This window comes from Achromobacter xylosoxidans, assembly GCF_002192695.1.
Classification (GTDB): domain Bacteria; phylum Pseudomonadota; class Gammaproteobacteria; order Burkholderiales; family Burkholderiaceae_B; genus Achromobacter; species Achromobacter xylosoxidans_C.
In genome coordinates this window covers 41,287-59,807 of the sequence record NZ_MTLG01000055.1, presented here as the reverse complement: position 1 = coordinate 59,807, position 18,521 = coordinate 41,287, and the positions used below count along the sequence as shown (strand labels likewise).

Annotated in this window: 15 protein-coding genes and 3 tRNA genes; 11 read left to right on the top strand and 7 right to left on the bottom strand. The window is 66.0% G+C overall.

What is annotated here, in order from left to right:
- Positions 1-49: 49 nt before the first annotated feature.
- The 3 genes from BRO63_RS09055 to rnr all read right to left on the bottom strand — a co-directional run bounded on the left by BRO63_RS09055 (position 50) and on the right by rnr (position 4,689).
- Positions 50-1,294 carry a cystathionine gamma-synthase family protein gene (locus BRO63_RS09055; protein ID WP_088139394.1) on the bottom strand — a complete coding sequence of 415 codons (1,245 nt, stop codon included), beginning with the start codon at positions 1,292-1,294 and terminating at the stop codon, positions 50-52.
- 52 nt (positions 1,295-1,346) lie between these two features.
- Entirely contained in the window at positions 1,347-2,084 is a 738-nt protein-coding gene (gene rlmB, locus BRO63_RS09050) for a 23S rRNA (guanosine(2251)-2'-O)-methyltransferase RlmB (RefSeq protein WP_013392619.1), read from the bottom strand.
- Between the two features lie 130 nt (positions 2,085-2,214).
- A complete protein-coding gene (rnr, locus tag BRO63_RS09045; RefSeq protein WP_088139393.1) occupies positions 2,215-4,689 on the bottom strand; it encodes a ribonuclease R in 2,475 nt (824 codons plus the stop codon).
- Between the two features lie 219 nt (positions 4,690-4,908).
- Between rnr and BRO63_RS09040 the strand changes: the two genes are divergently transcribed.
- Positions 4,909-4,993: transfer RNA gene (locus BRO63_RS09040), tRNA-Leu, on the top strand.
- 111 nt (positions 4,994-5,104) lie between these two features.
- Here the strand turns inward: BRO63_RS09040 and BRO63_RS09035 are convergent.
- Positions 5,105-5,716, bottom strand: a complete 612-nt coding sequence (locus BRO63_RS09035) for a tRNA-uridine aminocarboxypropyltransferase (RefSeq protein ID WP_088139392.1) — start codon at positions 5,714-5,716, stop codon at positions 5,105-5,107.
- 160 nt (positions 5,717-5,876) lie between these two features.
- Here BRO63_RS09035 and BRO63_RS09030 point away from each other — a divergent pair.
- A tRNA-Leu gene (locus tag BRO63_RS09030) sits at positions 5,877-5,961 on the top strand.
- Between the two features lie 129 nt (positions 5,962-6,090).
- On the opposite strand, the gene BRO63_RS09025 is transcribed toward BRO63_RS09030, so the two are convergent.
- Positions 6,091-6,540, bottom strand: coding sequence for a GNAT family N-acetyltransferase (locus BRO63_RS09025; RefSeq protein WP_373557771.1), 450 nt, complete (start codon positions 6,538-6,540; stop codon positions 6,091-6,093).
- 114 nt (positions 6,541-6,654) lie between these two features.
- Here BRO63_RS09025 and BRO63_RS09020 point away from each other — a divergent pair, with 114 nt between their 5' ends.
- From BRO63_RS09020 to BRO63_RS09000, 5 genes are all read left to right on the top strand, one after another.
- On the top strand, positions 6,655-7,548 hold the full coding sequence (locus BRO63_RS09020; protein ID WP_088139391.1) for a DMT family transporter: 894 nt from the start codon (positions 6,655-6,657) through the stop codon (positions 7,546-7,548).
- Positions 7,549-7,575: 27 nt separating this feature from the next.
- Positions 7,576-8,520, top strand: coding sequence for an AEC family transporter (locus BRO63_RS09015; RefSeq protein ID WP_088139390.1), 945 nt, complete (start codon positions 7,576-7,578; stop codon positions 8,518-8,520).
- Positions 8,521-8,531: 11 nt separating this feature from the next.
- Positions 8,532-9,812 (top strand): arsenic transporter, encoded by a 1,281-nt coding sequence (locus tag BRO63_RS09010; RefSeq protein ID WP_088139389.1) that lies wholly within the window; start codon positions 8,532-8,534, stop codon positions 9,810-9,812.
- 145 nt (positions 9,813-9,957) lie between these two features.
- Complete coding sequence (locus BRO63_RS09005; RefSeq protein ID WP_088139388.1) at positions 9,958-11,184, top strand: YeeE/YedE family protein; 1,227 nt, start codon at positions 9,958-9,960, stop codon at positions 11,182-11,184.
- Between the two features lie 84 nt (positions 11,185-11,268).
- On the top strand, positions 11,269-12,939 hold the full coding sequence (locus BRO63_RS09000) for an FMN-binding glutamate synthase family protein (protein WP_088139387.1): 1,671 nt from the start codon (positions 11,269-11,271) through the stop codon (positions 12,937-12,939).
- Positions 12,940-12,957: 18 nt separating this feature from the next.
- On the opposite strand, the gene BRO63_RS08995 is transcribed toward BRO63_RS09000, so the two are convergent.
- Positions 12,958-14,400: a phospholipase D-like domain-containing protein gene (locus BRO63_RS08995; RefSeq protein WP_256943264.1), complete on the bottom strand. Its 1,443-nt coding sequence runs from the start codon at positions 14,398-14,400 to the stop codon at positions 12,958-12,960.
- Positions 14,401-14,411: 11 nt separating this feature from the next.
- A complete protein-coding gene (locus BRO63_RS08990) occupies positions 14,412-14,747 on the bottom strand; it encodes a DUF883 family protein (RefSeq protein ID WP_088139386.1) in 336 nt (111 codons plus the stop codon).
- Positions 14,748-15,166: 419 nt separating this feature from the next.
- Between BRO63_RS08990 and egtD the strand changes: the two genes are divergently transcribed.
- The 4 genes from egtD to BRO63_RS08970 all read left to right on the top strand — a co-directional run bounded on the left by egtD (position 15,167) and on the right by BRO63_RS08970 (position 18,499).
- Entirely contained in the window at positions 15,167-16,144 is a 978-nt protein-coding gene (gene egtD, locus BRO63_RS08985) for an L-histidine N(alpha)-methyltransferase (protein WP_088139385.1), read from the top strand.
- 35 nt (positions 16,145-16,179) lie between these two features.
- Positions 16,180-17,496 carry an ergothioneine biosynthesis protein EgtB gene (egtB, locus tag BRO63_RS08980; RefSeq protein ID WP_088139384.1) on the top strand — a complete coding sequence of 439 codons (1,317 nt, stop codon included), beginning with the start codon at positions 16,180-16,182 and terminating at the stop codon, positions 17,494-17,496.
- 126 nt (positions 17,497-17,622) lie between these two features.
- A tRNA-Met gene (locus tag BRO63_RS08975) sits at positions 17,623-17,699 on the top strand.
- 170 nt (positions 17,700-17,869) lie between these two features.
- Positions 17,870-18,499 carry a class I SAM-dependent methyltransferase gene (locus BRO63_RS08970; protein ID WP_256943263.1) on the top strand — a complete coding sequence of 210 codons (630 nt, stop codon included), beginning with the start codon at positions 17,870-17,872 and terminating at the stop codon, positions 18,497-18,499.
- Positions 18,500-18,521: the final 22 nt, after the last annotated feature.

The window sequence follows — 18,521 nt, the reverse complement described above, 5'->3', positions numbered from 1 at the left end:
CCCGATTGCGTTGCAGGCGCGGCCGGCCAACGGCCGCACGCGTGCCGCATTATCCCTGCAGGCAGCCGTTGAGCGCCTGATCGAAATCAAACAGCAGATCGGCTTCGTCTTCGATGCCCACGGACACGCGGATGAGGCTGTCCGCGATGCCCATCTGCTTGCGGCGCTCGGCGCCCATCTCGTAATAGATGGTGTGCGCGGCAGGCAGCGCCAGGCTGCGCGTATCACCCAGGTGAGTCGCCATCAGTACGATGCGCAGGCGGTTCAGGAAATCGAAGCAGTCCACCCCATCGGCCAGCTCAATCCCCAGCAGGCCGCCGAAGCGCGAACCGAACAGCGCCGCCGAGCGCGCATGCTGCGGGTGGCTGGCCAGGCCCGGGTAATGCACCTTGGCCACGCCGCGATGCTCTTCCAGGAAGCGCGCCAGCGCCAACGCGTTGGCGCAGTGCTTGGCCATGCGCAGGGCCAGGGTCTCGGCGCCCACCGCGATGCGGTGCGCGGGCTCGGCCGCCAGGGTTCCGCCCATGTCGCGCAGGCCCTTCTTCTTGACCTGCGTCAGGCCCCAGCCGGTGGACGGCCCCTTGCGATAGGCCTCGTAGATGTTCGAGTAGCCCGACCAGTCGTACAGGCCGGTGTCCGTCACGGCGCCGCCCAAGGCGTTGCCATGGCCGCCGATGTACTTGGACAGCGAGTTCATCACCAGTGACGCGCCGACCGAGGCCGGCCGGAACATCCAGGGCGTGGTCAGCGTGTTGTCGACGACGTAGACCAAGCCCTTCTCGCGGCAGATTTCTCCGATCACGGCCAGGTCAGCCACTTGCGTGCCCGGGTTGGCGATGGTTTCGGTGAAGACCATGCGGGTGTTGGGCTGGATCGCGGCGCGCACCTGCGCCGAATCGGTCGCATCCACGAAGGTGATCTCCACGCCCAGGTCCAGCAGCGTGCCCAGCAGGCTGTTGGTGTTGCCGAAGACGTATTGGCTGGACACCAGGTGGTCGCCGCGGCGCAGCAGCGTGGTGAAGATGGCGGCCAGCGCGGCCATGCCGGTCGCGAAGCTGACCGTGCCCTTGCCGCCTTCCATCTGGCTGACCTTGGCCTCCAGCGCGGTGGTGGTGGGCGTGCCCTGGCGGGCATAGGTAAAGCCGGCCTTGCCCTGAAAGACCGCGGCCAGTTCGCGCGCGTCTTCGTAAGCGAACTCCGAGGACGGATGCATGGGCTTGTGCACCGCTCCGTGCTCGACGGATTGCTTGCGGTCGGAATGGAGGATCGTGGTGGTAAAGCCGTTCTGGTGCATGATGGGCTGACGCGAAGAGGAGGTGGTCTACAAGATAAGCAAGACGAATGGATCAGGAACGGCGCTGGCGCACGGTTTCATAGAGGCAGACGGCGCTGGCCACGCTGACGTTCAGGCTTTCCACCGAACCCAGCATGGGAATGTTCACCAACTGGTCGCAGGTTTCCCGCGTCAGGCGGCGCATGCCCTCGCCTTCCGCGCCCATGACCCAGGCCATGGGCTGGCGCGCATCGATCTGATGCATGCTGTCGGTGGCTTGGTCGTCGGTGCCCACCAGCCACACGCCTCGATCCTTCAGGCTGCGCATGGTGCGCGCCAGGTTGGTCACCATCAGATAGGGCACCGTATCGGCCGCGCCGCAGGCCACGCGCTGCACGGTTGCGTTCAGGCCCACGGCCCGGTCGCGCGGCGCGATGACGGCGTGCACGCCGGCTGCGTCGGCGGTGCGCAGGCAGGCGCCCAAGTTGTGCGGATCGGTCACGCCGTCCAATATCAGCAACAGCGGCGGCCCTTCGATGACGTCGAGCACTTCGTCCACGTCCACCGCCAGCTGGCGCTCCTCGGCCAGCGCCACCACGCCCTGATGGCGGGTGCCGCGGGACAGGCCGTCCAGGCGCTCCATGGGGACCGGATGCAGGCGGCAACCGGCTTTCTCAGCCTGTTCGATGAACGTCTGCATCCGCTTGTCGCGGCGCGACGCTTCTACATAGATTTCCTTGATCGAGTCGGGCGCGTGGCGCAGCCGCGCAACAACCGCGTGAAACCCGGCCAGGACTTGGGTCGACGCCATAAATGCAATACCTTTAGATAAACGAATACCCGCCCCAGAGCGGGGCGGGCTACCGGACCAAGCCGGCCATAGATGCAATGTTACCCCTTATGGCTCGGCCGCCAAACGACGGCCTCGCCATAAGGAAGCGTCAGTGGCGCTTGTGCGCGGCCTTCTTGGCCGGCGCGGCGCGCTTGGACGCCTTGGGCGCCCGGGGCGGCTTGCTGGCCTTCTTGGCCTCGGCGCGCCGCTCCTTGGCGGTCTGGCCCTTCAAGGCGGCGGGCTTGGGCGACGCCGCCTTCTTCACACGGCGGGAAGGTTCGTCCGGTCCGCGCGCCGAGGCCTTGCGCAAGGCGTCGAAGCTCGTGCCCTGCACCAGGCGGAACTCGATGCGGCGGGCTTCCAGATCCACGCGCGAGACCTGGACCTGGACCTTGTCGGTCAGGCGATAGCGCATGCCGGTGCGCTCGCCGCGCAGTTCGTGCAGGGCGTCGTTGAACTGGAAGTACTCGCCGCCCAATTCGGAGACGTGCACCAGGCCTTCGACGTGCAGGGTATCCAGCGTGACGAAGATGCCGAAGCTGGCGACGCCCGTAACGGTGCCGCTGAAGTCTTCGCCCACGCGCTCCTTGACGAACCAGCACTTGAGCCAGGCCTCGACGTCGCGCGACGCCTCGTCGGCGCGGCGCTCGCTGGCCGACAGCACCAAGCCCATCTTTTCCCAGATGGCGTGTTCGTGTTCGCGTTGCGTGCGGCCTATCACGACCGGCTGGTCTTCCAGGCTGGGCACGTACCGCTGCCCGGCCAGCAGCGCCTTGATGACACGGTGCGTCAGCAGGTCGGGATAACGGCGGATGGGCGAGGTGAAGTGGCTGTAGCCGGGATAGGACAGGCCGAAGTGGCCCATGTTGTCGGGGCTGTAGACCGCCTGCTGCATGGAGCGCAGGCACATGGTCTGCAGCAGCTGGTAGTCGGGGCGTCCGCGCACGGAATCCAGGAAGTCGCCATAGTCCTTGGCGGTGGGCGTTTCCCCGCCGCCCAGCGACAACCCCATGGTGCGCAGGAACTCGCGCAGCGATTGCAAGCGCTCGGGGGTGGGGCCTTCGTGGATGCGGTATAGGCCGGGATGCTTGCTGCGGGTCATGAAGTCGGCCGCGCAGGTATTGGCGGCCAGCATGCATTCTTCGATCAGCTTGTGGGCATCGTTGCGCACCGAGGGCACGATCTGCTCGATGCGGCCGAGTTCGTTGCAGACGATCTTGGTCTCGACGGTGTCGAAGTCGATCGCGCCGCGCTTCTTGCGCCCCTGCGCCAGAAGTTGGTAGAGCTCGTACAGGTGCTGGACCTGGGGCATGACGCTGCGCATGGCGTGCGCCGCCGGACCGCCCGGCTGCTGCAGCGCGGCCCAGATGTTCGTATAGGTGGTGCGAGCATGCGAGTGCATGACCGCGTTATAGAACTGGTAGGCCGTGACCGTGCCGGCCTTGGCGCCGCTGGCCGGGATGACCATGTCGCAAACCAGCACCAGGCGGTCGACGTCCGGGTTCAGCGAGCACAGGCCGTTGGACAGCGATTCCGGCAGCATCGGAATGACCCGGCGCGGAAAATAGACGCTGGTGCCGCGCTCGATCGCGTCGTCGTCCAGCGCGTCGCCCGGACGCACGTAGTTGCTGACATCGGCGATGGCCACCAGCAAGCGCCAGCCTGGACGCTTGCGCTGGCCCGTGCCGAGTTCCACGGGTTCGCAGTAGACCGCATCGTCGAAGTCGCGCGCGTCCTCGCCGTCGATGGTGATGAGGGGTACGTCGCGCAGGTCGACGCGGTCCTTGAGATCGGCCTTCCTGACCACGTCCGGCAGGCGCGCGGCCTGCTTGAGCGCGGCTTCGGAGAAATCGACCGGCACGTCGAACTTGCGCACCGCGATCTCGATTTCCATGCCGGGATCGTCGATCTCGCCCAGCACCTCGGCCACGCGGCCCAGCGGCTGCGTGTGGCGCGTGGGCTGCTCCATGATTTCAACCGCAACCACCTGCCCGTGCTGGGCGCCGTTGGTATCGCTGGGCGGAATCAGGATGTCATGCTTGATGCGCTGGTCCTCGGGCACGACGATGGACAGTCCGTGTTCGTGCAGGAAGCGCCCCACCAGCTTGTTGGTGCGGCGTTCGATGACTTCGACGATGGTGCCTTCCGGCTTGCCGCGATATTCGCCAGTGGGCTTGACCAGCACGCGGTCGCCATGCAGCACCTTGAGCATTTCGCGCGGCGACAGGAACAGATCGGGCCCGCCATCATCGCGCAGCAGGAAGCCGAAGCCGTCGCGGTGCCCCAGCACCTTGCCGGCAACGAAGTCCAGTTTGGTGGCCAGCAGCAACACGCCCTTGCGGTTGGGCATCAGTTGCCCGTCGCGCTCCATGGCGCCCAGGCGGCGCTCGAAGCCCACCATCGTCGCGGCGCGCTCGACGCCCATGCGTTCGGCCAGTTCCACCGGCGAAAGCGGCGAGCCTGCGGCGCGCAGCGCTTTCAGGATGGCTTCGCGGGACGGGACATCGGGATCGAAGTCCGGCGGCGCTTCGGGCAAGGGTGTTGATCTGTTGTTATTCGATTCGTTATTCGATCGTTTTGCCAAAGCTAAAATTTCCGTATATAATGCGCAGCTTCTGTGGTTCGCCCAAGGCTGAACACTGAAGCAGAAAAAGGTCAGAGGGTGGTTTAAAGCGAGTGTTGCTTGAAAACCGTATTGTAGAACCAACTGCACTTTGGACGCATGCTTTAGTTAATGTGTTTTAACTGAAGCGATGCAACTAGAGAGGCAGCGTATCACATACTTCTGACAGTATCTCTCAGTGCCCAGGTGGCGGAATTGGTAGACGCGCACGGTTCAGGTCCGTGTGCCGCAAGGTGTGGAGGTTCGAGTCCTCTCCTGGGCACCACGGAATTTCAATCAAGACCATGCAAGACGGTCTTGATGGCAAGAGCTAAAAAGCCCCGGAAATCGCAAGATTTCCGGGGCTTTTGCTTTGCGCCCTGCCACCCTCGCCGCTTCAACGCCACGGCACCTTGCGATTCAAATGATGCCGCGCGTACAGGTCGGCGCCCATGCCGTCGATCTGACCATCGATCAAGGCCTCGAAGGGCTTTAGCAACGCATCGAAATTCATCGGCGCCTCGATGGCATTCAAGGCATGCGTCACGGCCTCTATCGTGGACAGCGCGCCATCGACGTCGGCATGGCGCACCCGGTAACGCGTGGACAGCCCTGCGGGCAGCATCACGCGCGGCAAGGCGGCAAGCCCGGGATTGATATGCAGCAGCTTGCGCGCGTGTCCCCAGGTGCCGTCGGGCACGATCAACCTGATGGGCGCGCCGAGATCCTGTCCATAGCCCGGCGTCAGTACCTCGGCGTCCTCGCCGGGAAACAGCAGGCGGGGCAGATAGCCGGACAGCGCCCAATCGTCTTCCGAAAAATATTCGCTGACTACGCGGCGCGCGCCGGCCAGGCCCAGCACGGCCAATCGCGCTGTGTTCAAGGCATGGCGCGCCTCGCTGGGATGCTGCAGCACCACCACTTGAGTGCGGCAGGAAAGCGAGGGAATCAGCGCACACAGACAGTGCGATCGAGGACGCAGGCAACGCGTGCAAAGGGTACGGGACATGGGGCGACACTATATCGAAAGTTCGAAAGCGGCCCGGCAGCAAAAAAATATGAAAAAAACCCACACGACTTGCACACTTCAAAAAAAGTGTGCATAATCTCATTCCTCTGCTGCTGAACAAGAAACAACGCGAAAGCGAAGCGACAAGTAAAGCATCAGCGCCCAGGTGGCGGAATTGGTAGACGCGCACGGTTCAGGTCCGTGTGCCGCAAGGTGTGGAGGTTCGAGTCCTCTCCTGGGCACCAATTATTACATCACGAGGTACCTGCGTGATGCGCCAAAAAAACCCCGAACGCGTAAGCGTCCGGGGTTTTTTATTTGTCCGGCCCATTTGCTTGCCCGGCTCGCAAATCCTTGGAGCCGGGCAATCCGCCCTACTTCAGCACGCGCGTCATGACCACGTGCGGAATACCGGCCTCGACGAATTCCTCGCCTTCCACATTGAAGCCATGCGCCTGGTAGAAGCCCGCCGCATGCGTCTGCGCGTGCAGCACCAGCATGCGGTGGCCGTCGCCATGCCCTTGTTCGATCAATGCGTCCAGCAGCTGGCTGCCGACGCCCATGCCGCGGGCCTTCTTGTGGACCGCCATGCGGCCGATATGGCCGTCGGGCAGCAGCCGGCCCGTGCCCATCGGCGTGCCGTCCGGGCCATACGCCACGGCGTGCACCGACACGGCGTCGTCGTCGTCCAGCTCGACCTCGGGCGGCACTCTCTGTTCGACGACGAACACCTCGTGGCGCACCGAATACGCGTCGTCGCGCAAGCGGTCCCAGGTTCCCAGGGCGATACGCACCGTAGCTTGTTTGTTGGTCGACATGTCCATCCCTCGCGTGCAGCAAATGAATAAAAGTAATCCTACGCCGCATTTTGGCAGGGATGAAGAACGGCCAAAAGGGGGTACGATCGCGGCTTGCCCACGTCGCCCAGGTTCCGCCACATGCCGCCTGCCGCTCCTCCCGCCTGGCTGAAAGCCGCGCCCGCGCTCTTCCTGCTGCTCTGGTCCAGCGGCTTCGTGGTGCTCAAGGTGGGTTTGGCCTATGCCGACCCCATGACATTCCTGGCCTTGCGCTACGCCTGCGTGGTGCTGATACTTGCGCCCTTCATGCTGTTCCTGCGCCCGCCGCTGCCGCGCGGCGCCAGCGCCTGGGGCCACCTGGCGATGGTCGGACTGCTGTTGCAGGCAGGCTACTTCTGCTTCACCTACCTGTCGCTCAAGCAGGGCATGTCGGCCGGCGCCGTGGCGCTGATCACGTCGCTGCAACCCATCCTGATCGGCCTGCTGGCGCCGGCCATCGCGCACGAGAAGGTGGATGCGCGCCGCTGGGCAGGCCTGGGCCTGGGCGTATCGGGCGCCGCGCTGGTGATCATCGCCAAGGCTTCGATCGACGTGATTTCTCCGCTGGGCCTGGCGTTCGCCATCAGCGCCCTGCTCTGCATTACCGGCGGCACGCTGTATGAAAAACGCTACGGCGTGCAGACGCATCCCGCCACCTCCAACATGGTTCAGTACGCGGTCGGCCTCATCGCGACCGCGCCGCTGGCGTTCTGGCTCGAACCCATGCATATCGAATGGACCGGGCCCCTGCTAGGCTCGCTGGCCTACCTGGTCGTGGGCAATTCGCTGGTGGCCATCACCTTGCTGCTGACCATGATCCGCTACGGCGAAGCCTCGCGCGTGTCCGCGCTGTTCTTCCTGGTGCCGCCCTGCACTGCCCTCATCGCGCTGATCATCCTGGGCGAAGCCATCCCCGCGCTGGCCTGGCCGGGCATGGCCCTGGCGGCGCTCGGCATCCTGTTGGTGACGCGCACCGCGCCTGCAGCCTCCAAGTAGAATGAGCGCCCCTCCAGGTCTCTGTCCATGAACGCCGTCATTACCTCCGCCCTGCCGGTCTTCGCGCTGATCCTGACCGGCTGGCTCGCCGCCCGTTGGCGCATCCTGGGCTCCGGCGCCACCGACGCGTTGAACCGCTACGTTGTCTATCTGTCGCTGCCCGCACTGCTGTTCCGAGCCATGACGCAGGTGGACCTGGCGCACATGGCGCACTGGGGTTTCGTGGGCGCCTTCGCGGGCGGCATCGCGGTCACGTTCCTGGCTTCGTTCGTCGGCGCGCGCCGCTCGCAGCGCGCGCTGACCGATCGCGGCATCCAGGGCCTGGCCGCGTCCTACGCCAACGCCGGCTACATGGGCATTCCGCTGTGCCTGGCGCTGTTCGGCCCCGATAGCATGGCGCCCGCCACGTTCACCACCCTGCTCACCGCCAGCGTGCTGTTCGGCTTTGCCATCGCCTTGATCGAGTTCGACCGCCAGCAGACGCCCAATCTTTCCTTGACCCTGCTCAAGGTCGGGCGCGCGCTGCTGCGCAATCCGCTGCTTGCGGCGCCGCTGCTGGGCCTGGCCTGGGCTTTCACCGGCCTCGCCCTGCCTGAAGGCGTGGACCGTTACGTGGCCCTGCTGGGCGCATCCGCCAGCCCCTGCGCGCTGGTCACGATCGGCCTGTTCCTGGCGCAGACGGAAACGTCCAGTTCGGGGCCGGGCGTCATGCGCCTGGTCACCGGCAAGCTGCTGCTGCAGCCCGCCGTCACGGCGGTGCTGGCCTTCTACGTCTTCAGCATGCCGCCAGTATGGGCCTGGACCGCCGTGCTGATGAGCGCACTGCCCATCGGCACCGGTCCCTTCATGCTGGCCCAGATGTACGGCCGCGACGCCCGCGTGACCTCGCGCGCCATCCTGGTCTCCACCGTCGCGTCGGTGCTGACAGTCAGCCTGCTGGTCGCCTGGATCAGCGCCCACCCGATTTCCTGACGTTTTTCATCATGCTGCTCGCCGCCGCCATTTTCGTGCTCACCATCACGCTCGTCATCTGGCAGCCCAGGGGCCTGTCGATAGGCTGGAGCGCCGTGCTGGGCGCCGCGCTGGCCCTGGCCACGGGCGTGGTCCACCTGGCCGACATCGCGGACGTCTGGCGCATCGTCTGGAACGCCACCGCCACCTTCATCGCCATCATCGTCACCAGCCTGATCCTGGACGAGGCCGGCTTCTTCGAATGGTCGGCGCTGCATGTGGCGCGCTGGGGCGGCGGCCGGGGCAGGCTGCTGTTCGTGTTGATCGTGCTGCTGGGCGCGGCCGTGTCCGCGCTGTTCGCCAACGACGGCGCGGCGCTGATCCTCACGCCCATCGTCATGGAAATGCTGGTGGCGCTGGGCTTCGGCCCAGGCGCTTCGCTGGCCTTCGTGATGGCCGCGGGCTTCATCGCGGACACGGGCAGCATCGCGCTGATCGTGTCCAACCTGGTCAACATCGTGTCGGCCGACTTTTTCAACATCGGCTTCGGCGAGTACGCATCGGTGATGCTGCCGGTGAACCTGATGGCCGTGGCCTCCACGCTGGCGGTGCTGCTGCTGTTCTTCCACCGCAGCATTCCGCCGCGCTACGACGTGAGCCAGCTGCCGGCGCCCGCATCCGCCATCCGCGACCTGACCACCTTCCGCGCCGGATGGGTGGTGCTGGCGCTGCTGCTGGCGGGCTTCTTCATCCTGGAACCGATGGGCATCCCAGTCAGCGCCATTGCCGCCGTCGGCGCGCTGGGCCTGTTGCTGATCGCCGGAAGGCAGCACATCGTCGGCACGCGCCGCATCATGCGCGAGGCGCCCTGGCACATCGTGGTGTTTTCGCTGGGCATGTACCTGGTGGTGTACGGCCTGCGCAACGCCGGCCTGACCGCGCATCTGGCGCAAGTGCTGGACCGCTGCGCCGAGTACGGCGTCTGGGGCGCGGCGATGGGCACGGGCCTCATCACCGCCTTCCTGTCGTCCATCATGAACAATCTGCCTACCGTGCTGGTGGGCGCGCTATCGATCGCGGACACCAGCGCCACGGGAGCCGTGAAGGACGCGATGATCTACGCCAACATCATCGGCAGCGATCTGGGCCCCAAGATCACGCCTATCGGCAGCCTGGCGACGCTGCTGTGGCTGCATGTGCTGGCGCGCAAGGGCCTGCGCATCACCTGGGGCTACTACTTCAAGGTCGGTATCGTGCTGACCCTGCCGGTGCTGCTGCTGACGCTGGCCGCCCTGGCGTGGCGGCTGCAATAAACATTTTTATATTACTTTTAGTTATTTAAAAGGCATTAATTGGTGTTTTGAGCCAGGCGCTTGCCGCTTTAGACTTCCAAACATCGACGGGTGCCTGCGCGCGCCCGTTTTGCTTTCTTACGCATCAAATCCCAGGGACTCGCCCATGAGCACCAACGCCTCGACCCTTCCCCTGCCTCCCTCCGCCTTGCCGCCCATCCAGATCAACCGCAAGCCGCTCTGGATCGCCCTGCTGCTGGTGCTGGCAGGCGCCCTGTACTTGAACCAGACGGTCAGTTGGCGCCAGGGCGCGCTGTGGGTCGTCGGCGCGGCACTTGGCGTCACCCTGTACCACGCCTCGTTCGGCTTCACGCAAGCCTGGCGCGTCTTCGTGTCCGACCGCCGCGGCGCCGGACTGCGCGCGCAGATGCTGATGCTGGCCGCGGGCGTGCTGCTGTTCTTCCCCTTCCTGGCGGCGGGCACGCTGTTCGGCCAACCCGTCAGCGGCTTCGTGTCGCCCCCGGGCGTCTCGGTCCTGCTGGGCGCCTTCCTGTTCGGCATCGGCATGCAGCTGGGCGGCGGCTGCGCCTCGGGCACGCTGTTCGCCGTTGGCGGCGGCAACACCCGCATGGTGGTCACGCTGCTGTTCTTCATCATCGGTTCGGTCATCGCGACCGCCAATTTCGGCTGGTGGTCGAACCTGCCGGCGCTGGCCCCGACCTCGCTGATCAAGACCTGGGGCCTGGCGCCCGCGCTGCTCATCAATCTGGCCGTGTTCGCGCTGATCGCGTGGGCGGCCACGGCGCTGGAGAAGCGCCGCCACGGCCATGTGATCTCGTTCGCCTCGCGCACCGCGCGCCCGGCGTCCCTGCTGCAAGGCCCCTGGCCGCTGATCTGGGGCGGCGTGGCGCTGGTGGCGTTGAACTTCGCCACGCTGGCGCTGGCCGGGCGCCCCTGGGGCATCACGTCCGCCTTCGCGCTGTGGGGCGCCAAGACCCTGGACGCCTTCGGCGGCGACGTGGCCACCTGGGCCTACTGGGCCAAGCAGCCCTCGCTGGCCGCGCCGCTGCGCCAGGACGTCACCACCGTCATGGACATCGGCCTGATGCTGGGCGCGCTTGCCGCCGCCAGCGCCGCCGGCAAGTTCGCCCCCATCTGGAAGGTGCCTGCCCGCTCGCTGGCCGGCGCCGTCATCGGCGGCCTGCTGCTGGGCTACGGTTCGCGCCTGGCCTTTGGCTGCAATATCGGCGCCTACTTCAGCGGCATTCTGTCGGGCAGCCTGCATGCCTGGCTGTGGCTGCCGGCCGCCTTCGCCGGCAGCGCCCTGGGCGTGCGCCTGCGCCCCGCGTTCGGCCTGGCGGTCGAGAAGACCCCGGCGGCGTCCAGCTGCTGAGAAACAGTATTCCAGGACCGTCGCCCGGCACGGGGCGACAACTCCTGGTGTATGGTTGCTCCATCCCGAAATACGGAGATGGACATGAGCTGGATTTTCGGCCGCTACACGGCCTTTCTGTTGACCCTGATCGGCGCCGCGGTCACCGCCGCCCTGGCCGCGGCCAGCTCGCCCTGGTGGCTGTGGCTGGCCGTGCCGCTGACCCTGCTGGCCGCACTGGGCGTCTATGACCTGGCGCAGACCCGCCACGCCATCCGCCGCAACTATCCGGTCCTGGGCAATCTGCGGTTCCTGTTCGAATTCATCCGGCCCGAGATCCGCCAGTACTTCCTGGAAGACGACACGCAGGCCGCGCCGTTCTCGCGCGCGCAGCGCTCCATCGTCTACCAGCGCGCCAAGCGCGAAATCGACAAGCGTCCCTTCGGCACCCAGGAAGACGTCTACGGCGATCGCTACGAATGGATCAACCATTCCATGTCGCCCTCGCAGATCCCCGACACCGACTTCCGCGTCACCGTCGGCGGTCCCGATTCCAAACAGCCTTACTCCATGTCCGCGTTCAACGTGTCGGCCATGAGCTTTGGCGCCTTGTCGGCCAATGCCATCATGGCCCTGAACGAAGGCGCCCGCCAGGGCGACTTCGCGCACGACACCGGCGAAGGCGGCATCAGCCGCTACCACCGCCAGCCGGGCGGCAGCCTGGTGTGGAACATCGGCTCGGGCTACTTCGGCTGCCGCGACGAACACGGCGCGTTCTCCGAAGAGGCCTTCGTCAAGAATGCCTGTACGCCGCAGGTCAAGATGATCGAGATCAAGCTGTCGCAAGGCGCCAAGCCCGGCCATGGCGGCATCCTGCCCGCGGGCAAGGTGACGCCGGAGATCGCCGAGGCGCGCGGCGTGGTGGCCTGGCAGGACTGCAATTCGCCGGCCACGCATTCCGCCTTCGATACGCCCCTCGGCCTGATGAAGTTCGTGGCACGCCTGCGCGAACTGTCCGGCGGCAAGCCGGTGGGCTTCAAGTTCTGCGTGGGCCATCCGTGGGAGTGGTTCGCCATCGTCAAGGCCATGCTGGAAACCGGCATCACGCCGGACTTCATCGTGGTGGACGGGGCCGAAGGCGGCACCGGCGCAGCGCCGGTGGAATTCGTCGATCACGTCGGCACGCCGTTGCGCGAAGCGCTGCGCCTGGTCCACAACACGCTGATTGGCGTGAACCTGCGCGACCGCATCAAGCTGGGCGCCTCCGGCAAGATCATCACGGCCTTCGACATGGCCCGCGTCATGGCCATGGGCGCGGACTGGTGCAACGCCGCGCGCGGCTTCATGTTCGCCATCGGCTGCATCCAGGCCCAGGCCTGCCACACCGGCAAATGCCCCACCGGCGTCACCACCCAAGATCCGCTGCGCCAGCGCGCGCTGGTAGTGCCGGACAAGGCGCAGCGCGTGGCGAACTTCCACCGCAACACGCTGCATGCGCTGGCGGAACTGCTGGCGGCGGCCGGCCTGACGCACCCGGGCCAGCTGCGCCCGCACCATATCGCGCGCCGCATCTCGTCCAGCGAAATCCGGCTGCTGTCGGCGCTGTTCCCCGAACTCGCCCCCGGCGAACTGTTGCGCGGCGAATTCCGCCACCAGGTGTTCCGCGCGGGCTGGGCCATGGCCCAGGCCAATTCGTTCCAGCCCACCCACGACATCACCACCGCATTGGCGCAAGAACACGCCGCCCATGCCACGCCGGCCGCCGCACAGGTCTGAACCGGCTGGCGCCGGGCGCTACAGCCAGCGCTCGAACATGCGCGAGAAGAACTCCATCGAGCGGTCTCCCACGCCCCTGGCCCGCCAGGCCTCGGGCGTGATCCGCACCGAATCGGCGACGTCGCGCTGGAACAGCGACTCCATCTCGGCCGCGAATTCAGGCCCCAGCACGACGGCATTGATTTCGTAGTTCAACGCAAAGCTGCGCCAATCCAGGTTGCTGGACCCCACCGTGGACCATACGCCGTCCACCACCGCCGTCTTGGCATGCAAGAGCGCATCACGCCGCTCGTAGATTTTCACGCCGGCCTCGAGCAGGTCCGCGTAGTGCGAACGCCCCGCATGGAACACCAGCGAGGAATCGCTGAAGCCGGGCAGCACCAACGCCACGTCGACGCCGCGTCGGGCCGCGTCCGTCAGGACTTCGATGAAGGCCGGATCCGGCACGAAGTACGCCATGGTGACATGGATGTATTCCTGCGCGCTTTCAAACGCCGACATCAGCGTCAGATAGACCGTATAGCCGTCGCTGCGGTCCGGCTGGTTGGCCAGTATCCGCACGGTCGTGGCACCCGCGGGCGGCGCCACCTGCGAGTCTCCGCCCTTGATCGGCTCCTTGGACTGGGACTCCCAGCCCGCGCGGATGACTTGCTCCAGCTGGGCCACGGCTGGCCCCTCGATGCGCAGATGGGTGTCGCGCCAGGGAGCGACCTTGGCGTCGGCGGCCGCCGGCGCGTCGGCCTTGCCGGCGCCGCTCCCGCTTCCCGATCCTGAGCCTGCGCCCGGCGAAGACTGGTAGACGCTGCTGACGTTGATGCCGCCCAAGTAGCCGACCCTGCCATCCACGACCAGCACCTTGCGATGGTTGCGCTGGTTCGGCGACCAGCCCGCGCGGCCGCTGGCCGGGTTGACTGGATTGAAGACCGCCACCTGCACGCCCGCATCGCGCAATCGCTGGAACAAGGCGTCGGGCGTCTTGATCGTGCCGACCGCGTCGACCATCAAGGACACCTCGGCGCCACGGTTGCGCGCCGCGATCAGGGCCTCGGCAAAGCGCGAGCCCTCGGCATCGTCATCGAAGATATAGGTTTCCATGTGCACGTATCGGCGGGCCTGCGCGATGGAATGCAGCATGGCGCGATAGGTGCTGGGGCCGTCGGCCAGCAGCCGGACACGGTTGCCGGCCACCAGCGGCGCGCCGCTGACCGCCTGCTCGACGGCAAGGTGACGCGCCAGGAAGTCGTCCTTGGGTGTTTGCGGATCGGCGGCAATGCCCTGCCCTCGGCGATAGCTCTGCAACGCCGCGTCGGCCGACAGGGTGGCCTGCGATTCGCGCGCGCGGCGCTCCTGGGTGTCGGGAACGCTGGCGCACGCCGCCAGCAAGGCCGCGCACACCAGCGGCGGCAGCCACCGGCGCACGCCGGCCAGCCACGGCCAGCGCACAGCCCCGGGCGGCCTCATGGCATGACGGCTTAGCGGCGGCCGCCCGACGCCAGGAAGCAACCGAGCAAGGCGCCCACCAGCGCCGCCACGCCCACCGACTTCCAGGCGTGTTCATGCACGTACTCGTCGGCATAGGCGGTCGCGCGGCGCGCGCGCTCCCGCGCCGCGCCCTCCCAGTCCCCCGCGGACTCGCGCGCCTCGGCCAATTGGCGCTTCAGGCGCGTGCGCGCCGCCTCGATCTCGGAACCAGTGTATGTGGCCGTCGACCGCAACAGGTCTTCCGTGCCGGCGAGCAGCTCGTGGAAGCTGTCGCTGACGCGTTCACGGTGCAGGGACATTTCGGCGCGTTGGTGCTTTCGGTTCATGGTCGCTCCTTGTCGTTGTTGGGCCTCGCGGAGTCAGGCCGCCTGACGCAATGCAGCAAGCCCCGTTCCCGGACTGGGCTGCGCATTGAAGAGTCTCATTGTGACCATCATCGGCCGCCCCCGCCAGAGCTTTGGCAACCAGCCGTAAACCGATATTTCAACGCAAGCAAAGGTATCGGCAGCGCACGTCCGGGCGCCGGCGCTGGCGCTTGCGAGCGCCTTTCGAATTCGTAAAAGTCCATTGCATTCAGCGGCTTGGCGCTTGACACCGGCCCCGCCCTGACGGCCACAATAGACTTTTGCAATGCGCCAGAACCGCCTGGTCTGAGCCTCCCAACGCCGCGCCTCCCGACCGCCACCCGCCCCATCCGGGACGTGTTCGCGCCGGGCGTCCCAGCGACAGAAAAGGAACAGGACGCATGGTTTCGCCTTCTGCACTGTTTGCCCCCGCCGCGCCGACATTCATCGCGCAAGAACCGCAGCCTCCCAGCGCCGAGCAGGCCGAACTGCGCGCAGGCTTGCTGGCGCGCCATGCGCATATCGATCCCAAGTTCCTCTATGACGCGTTGGGCTCGGCGCTCTTCACCGCGATCACGCAGCTGCCGGAGTACTACCCCACGCGCTGCGAGTCGGAAATCTTCCAGCGCCACGGCGCCGACATCGCGCGCCACGTCGGGCCGGTGCTATCGATGATAGATCTGGGCGCGGGCGATTGCGTCAAGGCCGAACGCCTGTTCCCCAGCCTGCGTCCGCGCCACTATGTGCCGATCGACATCTCGGCCGACTACCTGCAAGCGGCGGTGCGCCGCCTGCAACTGTCGTACCCCGACCTGCGGATCACTCCCATCGGCCAGGACTTTACCCACGCGCTGGCCCTGCCCGACAGCATTCCGCCCCAACAGCGGCTGTTCTTCTATCCCGGCTCCAGCATCGGCAATCTCAGCCCCGAGGACGCGCATGCCATGCTGCAGCGAATCCGAGAACAATGCGCGGGCGGCGGACTGCTGGTGGGCGTGGACCGCGTCAAGCCCAAACAGGTACTGGAACCCGCGTACGACGACGCGCTGCATCTGACGGCGGCCTTCAACCTGAACCTGCTGCGGCACGTGAACAACGTGCTGGACGCCGATTTCGACGTGGACGACTGGCGCCATGTGGCGCTCTTCAACAGCGCCCGCTCGCGCATCGAAATGCATCTGGAAGCGCGGCGCGCGGTACGCGTGGCCTGGCCCGGCGGCGCGCGCGCATTCAGCGCCGGCGAACGCATCCACACCGAGAATTCCTACAAGTTCACGCCACCGGCCTTCGCCGACCTGCTGCAAAGCGCCGGCTACCGCGACGTCGCGCACTGGTCGGATTCCCGCGGCTGGTTCTCGATTTTCAGCGCCCGCGCATAAAGCGGGCTCGCCATCAACGCCACTGGAGGATCGCCATGGAACCTGCGTGCCTGCTGACTCACCCCGCCACCGGATCTTACGCTGCCGGCCAGGCGGGACAGCACGACCGCTACGACGCCGTGCGCTCGACCAGCACGGCCCTGGCCGCCCCCCTGAGCCCCGAGGATTGCCAAGTGCAGTCCATGCCCGACTGCAGCCCGGTCAAATGGCATCTGGCCCACACCACCTGGTTCTTCGAGACCTTTCTGCTGACGCGCTTTCATCCGCCCTATTCGGTCTTCCATCCGCAGTACCGCATGCTGTTCAACTCCTACTACAACGCCGTCGGCGCCAAGCATCCGCGTCCGCGCCGCGGCCTGCTGTCGCGCCCCGCGCTGGCGGAGGTGCAGCATTACCGCCGGCACGTCGACGGCGCCATGCACGAACTGATCTCGCGCCTGGGCGGCAACGATCCCGCCTTCGACGCCTTGCTGGAGCTGGGCCTGAATCACGAGCAGCAGCACCAGGAACTGATCCTGACCGACCTGAAGCACATGCTGTCGGCCAATCCGCTCAAACCGGCCTACGTGGCCCCAGGCCCGCCCGCGCTGCCGCCTGCCACGCCGGCCGGCTGGACCCGTTATGCCGGCGGCATCAGCCGCGTCGGCCATGACGGCCACGGCTTCGGCTTCGACAACGAAGGCCCCGCCCACGACGTGTTGCTGGCCCCGTTCCATCTGGCCGACCGGCTGGTGACCCAGCATGAATACCTGGCCTTCATCCGGGATGGCGGCTACAAGCGGCCCGAACTCTGGCTGTCGCTGGGCTGGGACATGGTCTGCGCCGAAGGCTGGCGCGCGCCCCTCTACTGGGAAGGGCAGCGCGACGACTGGCGCATCTTCACCTTGCGCGGCGTGCAGGAGCTGGAATTGCAGGCCCCGGTGACGCACGTCAGCTACTTTGAGGCCGACGCCTACGCCCGCTGGGCGCGCGTGCGGCTGCCGCGCGAAGCGGAATGGGAGCATGCCGCCCGCCAACTGCCCGAAGGCCTGCTGGCGGGACGCGCGAACATGCTGGAAAACGGCCACCTGGACACCCGCCCCGCCCCCACGCGCAACGGTTCGGGCGGCCCCGTGCAACTGTTCGGCGACGCCTGGGAATGGACCTCCAGCGCCTATGACGCCTATCCGGGCTTCAAACCCGACAGCGGTGCGGTGGGCGAATACAACGGCAAGTTCATGTGCAACCAATACGTGTTGCGCGGCGGCTCCTGCGCCACGCCCAGGGACCACATCCGCCCCAGCTACCGCAATTTTTTCCCGCCCGAAGCCCGCTGGCAGTTCTCGGGCATCCGGCTGGCGCGGGATGCCTGAAAGCACTTCCTTGAAATTTGATCTTGGATCGCTTGCGCACGCCAAAATTTTCGTGCTAGAATTTCTTTCTTCGTTGATCACTGCTTGCAACACAGATGTGGCGCAAATGCAGAGATTGACCGAAATGGCGCATTAGCTCAGCCGGTTAGAGCGACGGAATCATAATCCGCAGGTCCCCTGTTCGAATCAGGGATGCGCCACCAGGAATTCAAAGGGCGCCCACGCAAGTGGGCGCCCTTTTCGTTTTGCGCATTGGAACTCTTCGCGCGGGGAGCCAGTCTTACGACGCGGCGCCCGCCGCTGGTAGACGGACGCTACACGGCAACCAACTTGGTGGCCGCTATCCAGTCCCCTCAGGAGCGATCAAATTTCCTTGCGTCGACTTATCCATAGAGCAAAAAAAGGGCTGTTCCACTGGTCTCCTGAACTAGCCGCGCGTTGCGGCTTTGATTTCCGGCTGAAGGCTCCAAATCGCAGTTTCCTGGAGCAGCAGATATTCGACTACCTGAACCAGCAGGCTACCCGAACCGACACGCCGATGCGATGCCTGTTCGTCGGCATGCATGAGTACACCTGGCATTACCCCCGCTTGCTGAAGATGGAGTTCCATTCTCTGGATATGGATCCTGAACAAGCCATCTACGGCCCTACCGGCCGGCACACCATCGGAAGCGCAACGAACATGTCGGAGTTCTACGCCGAAGCTTCGTTCGACGTCGTGGTGGCCAATGGCGTGATCGGCTGGGGCCTCAACAAGAGAGCCGATTTCGAGCGCTTGATGGAGCAATGCCATCGCGTGCTCAAGCCTGCCGGGCTTCTGATCCTTGGATACAACGACACGCCGGAGCACGCTCCCTTTGAAGTGGACATCGCGTGGCGGGATCTGTTTGCTCCCACGACTCCGGCCATTCCAGGAGTCACGCAGGCCCGTCATGCCATGAACGACAGCTATGCGCACGTATTCATTTTCGGAGAAAGGCGCCCGGCGCTGGTCACTCCCTGACAGTAGCGGCCCGGCGCCCGCC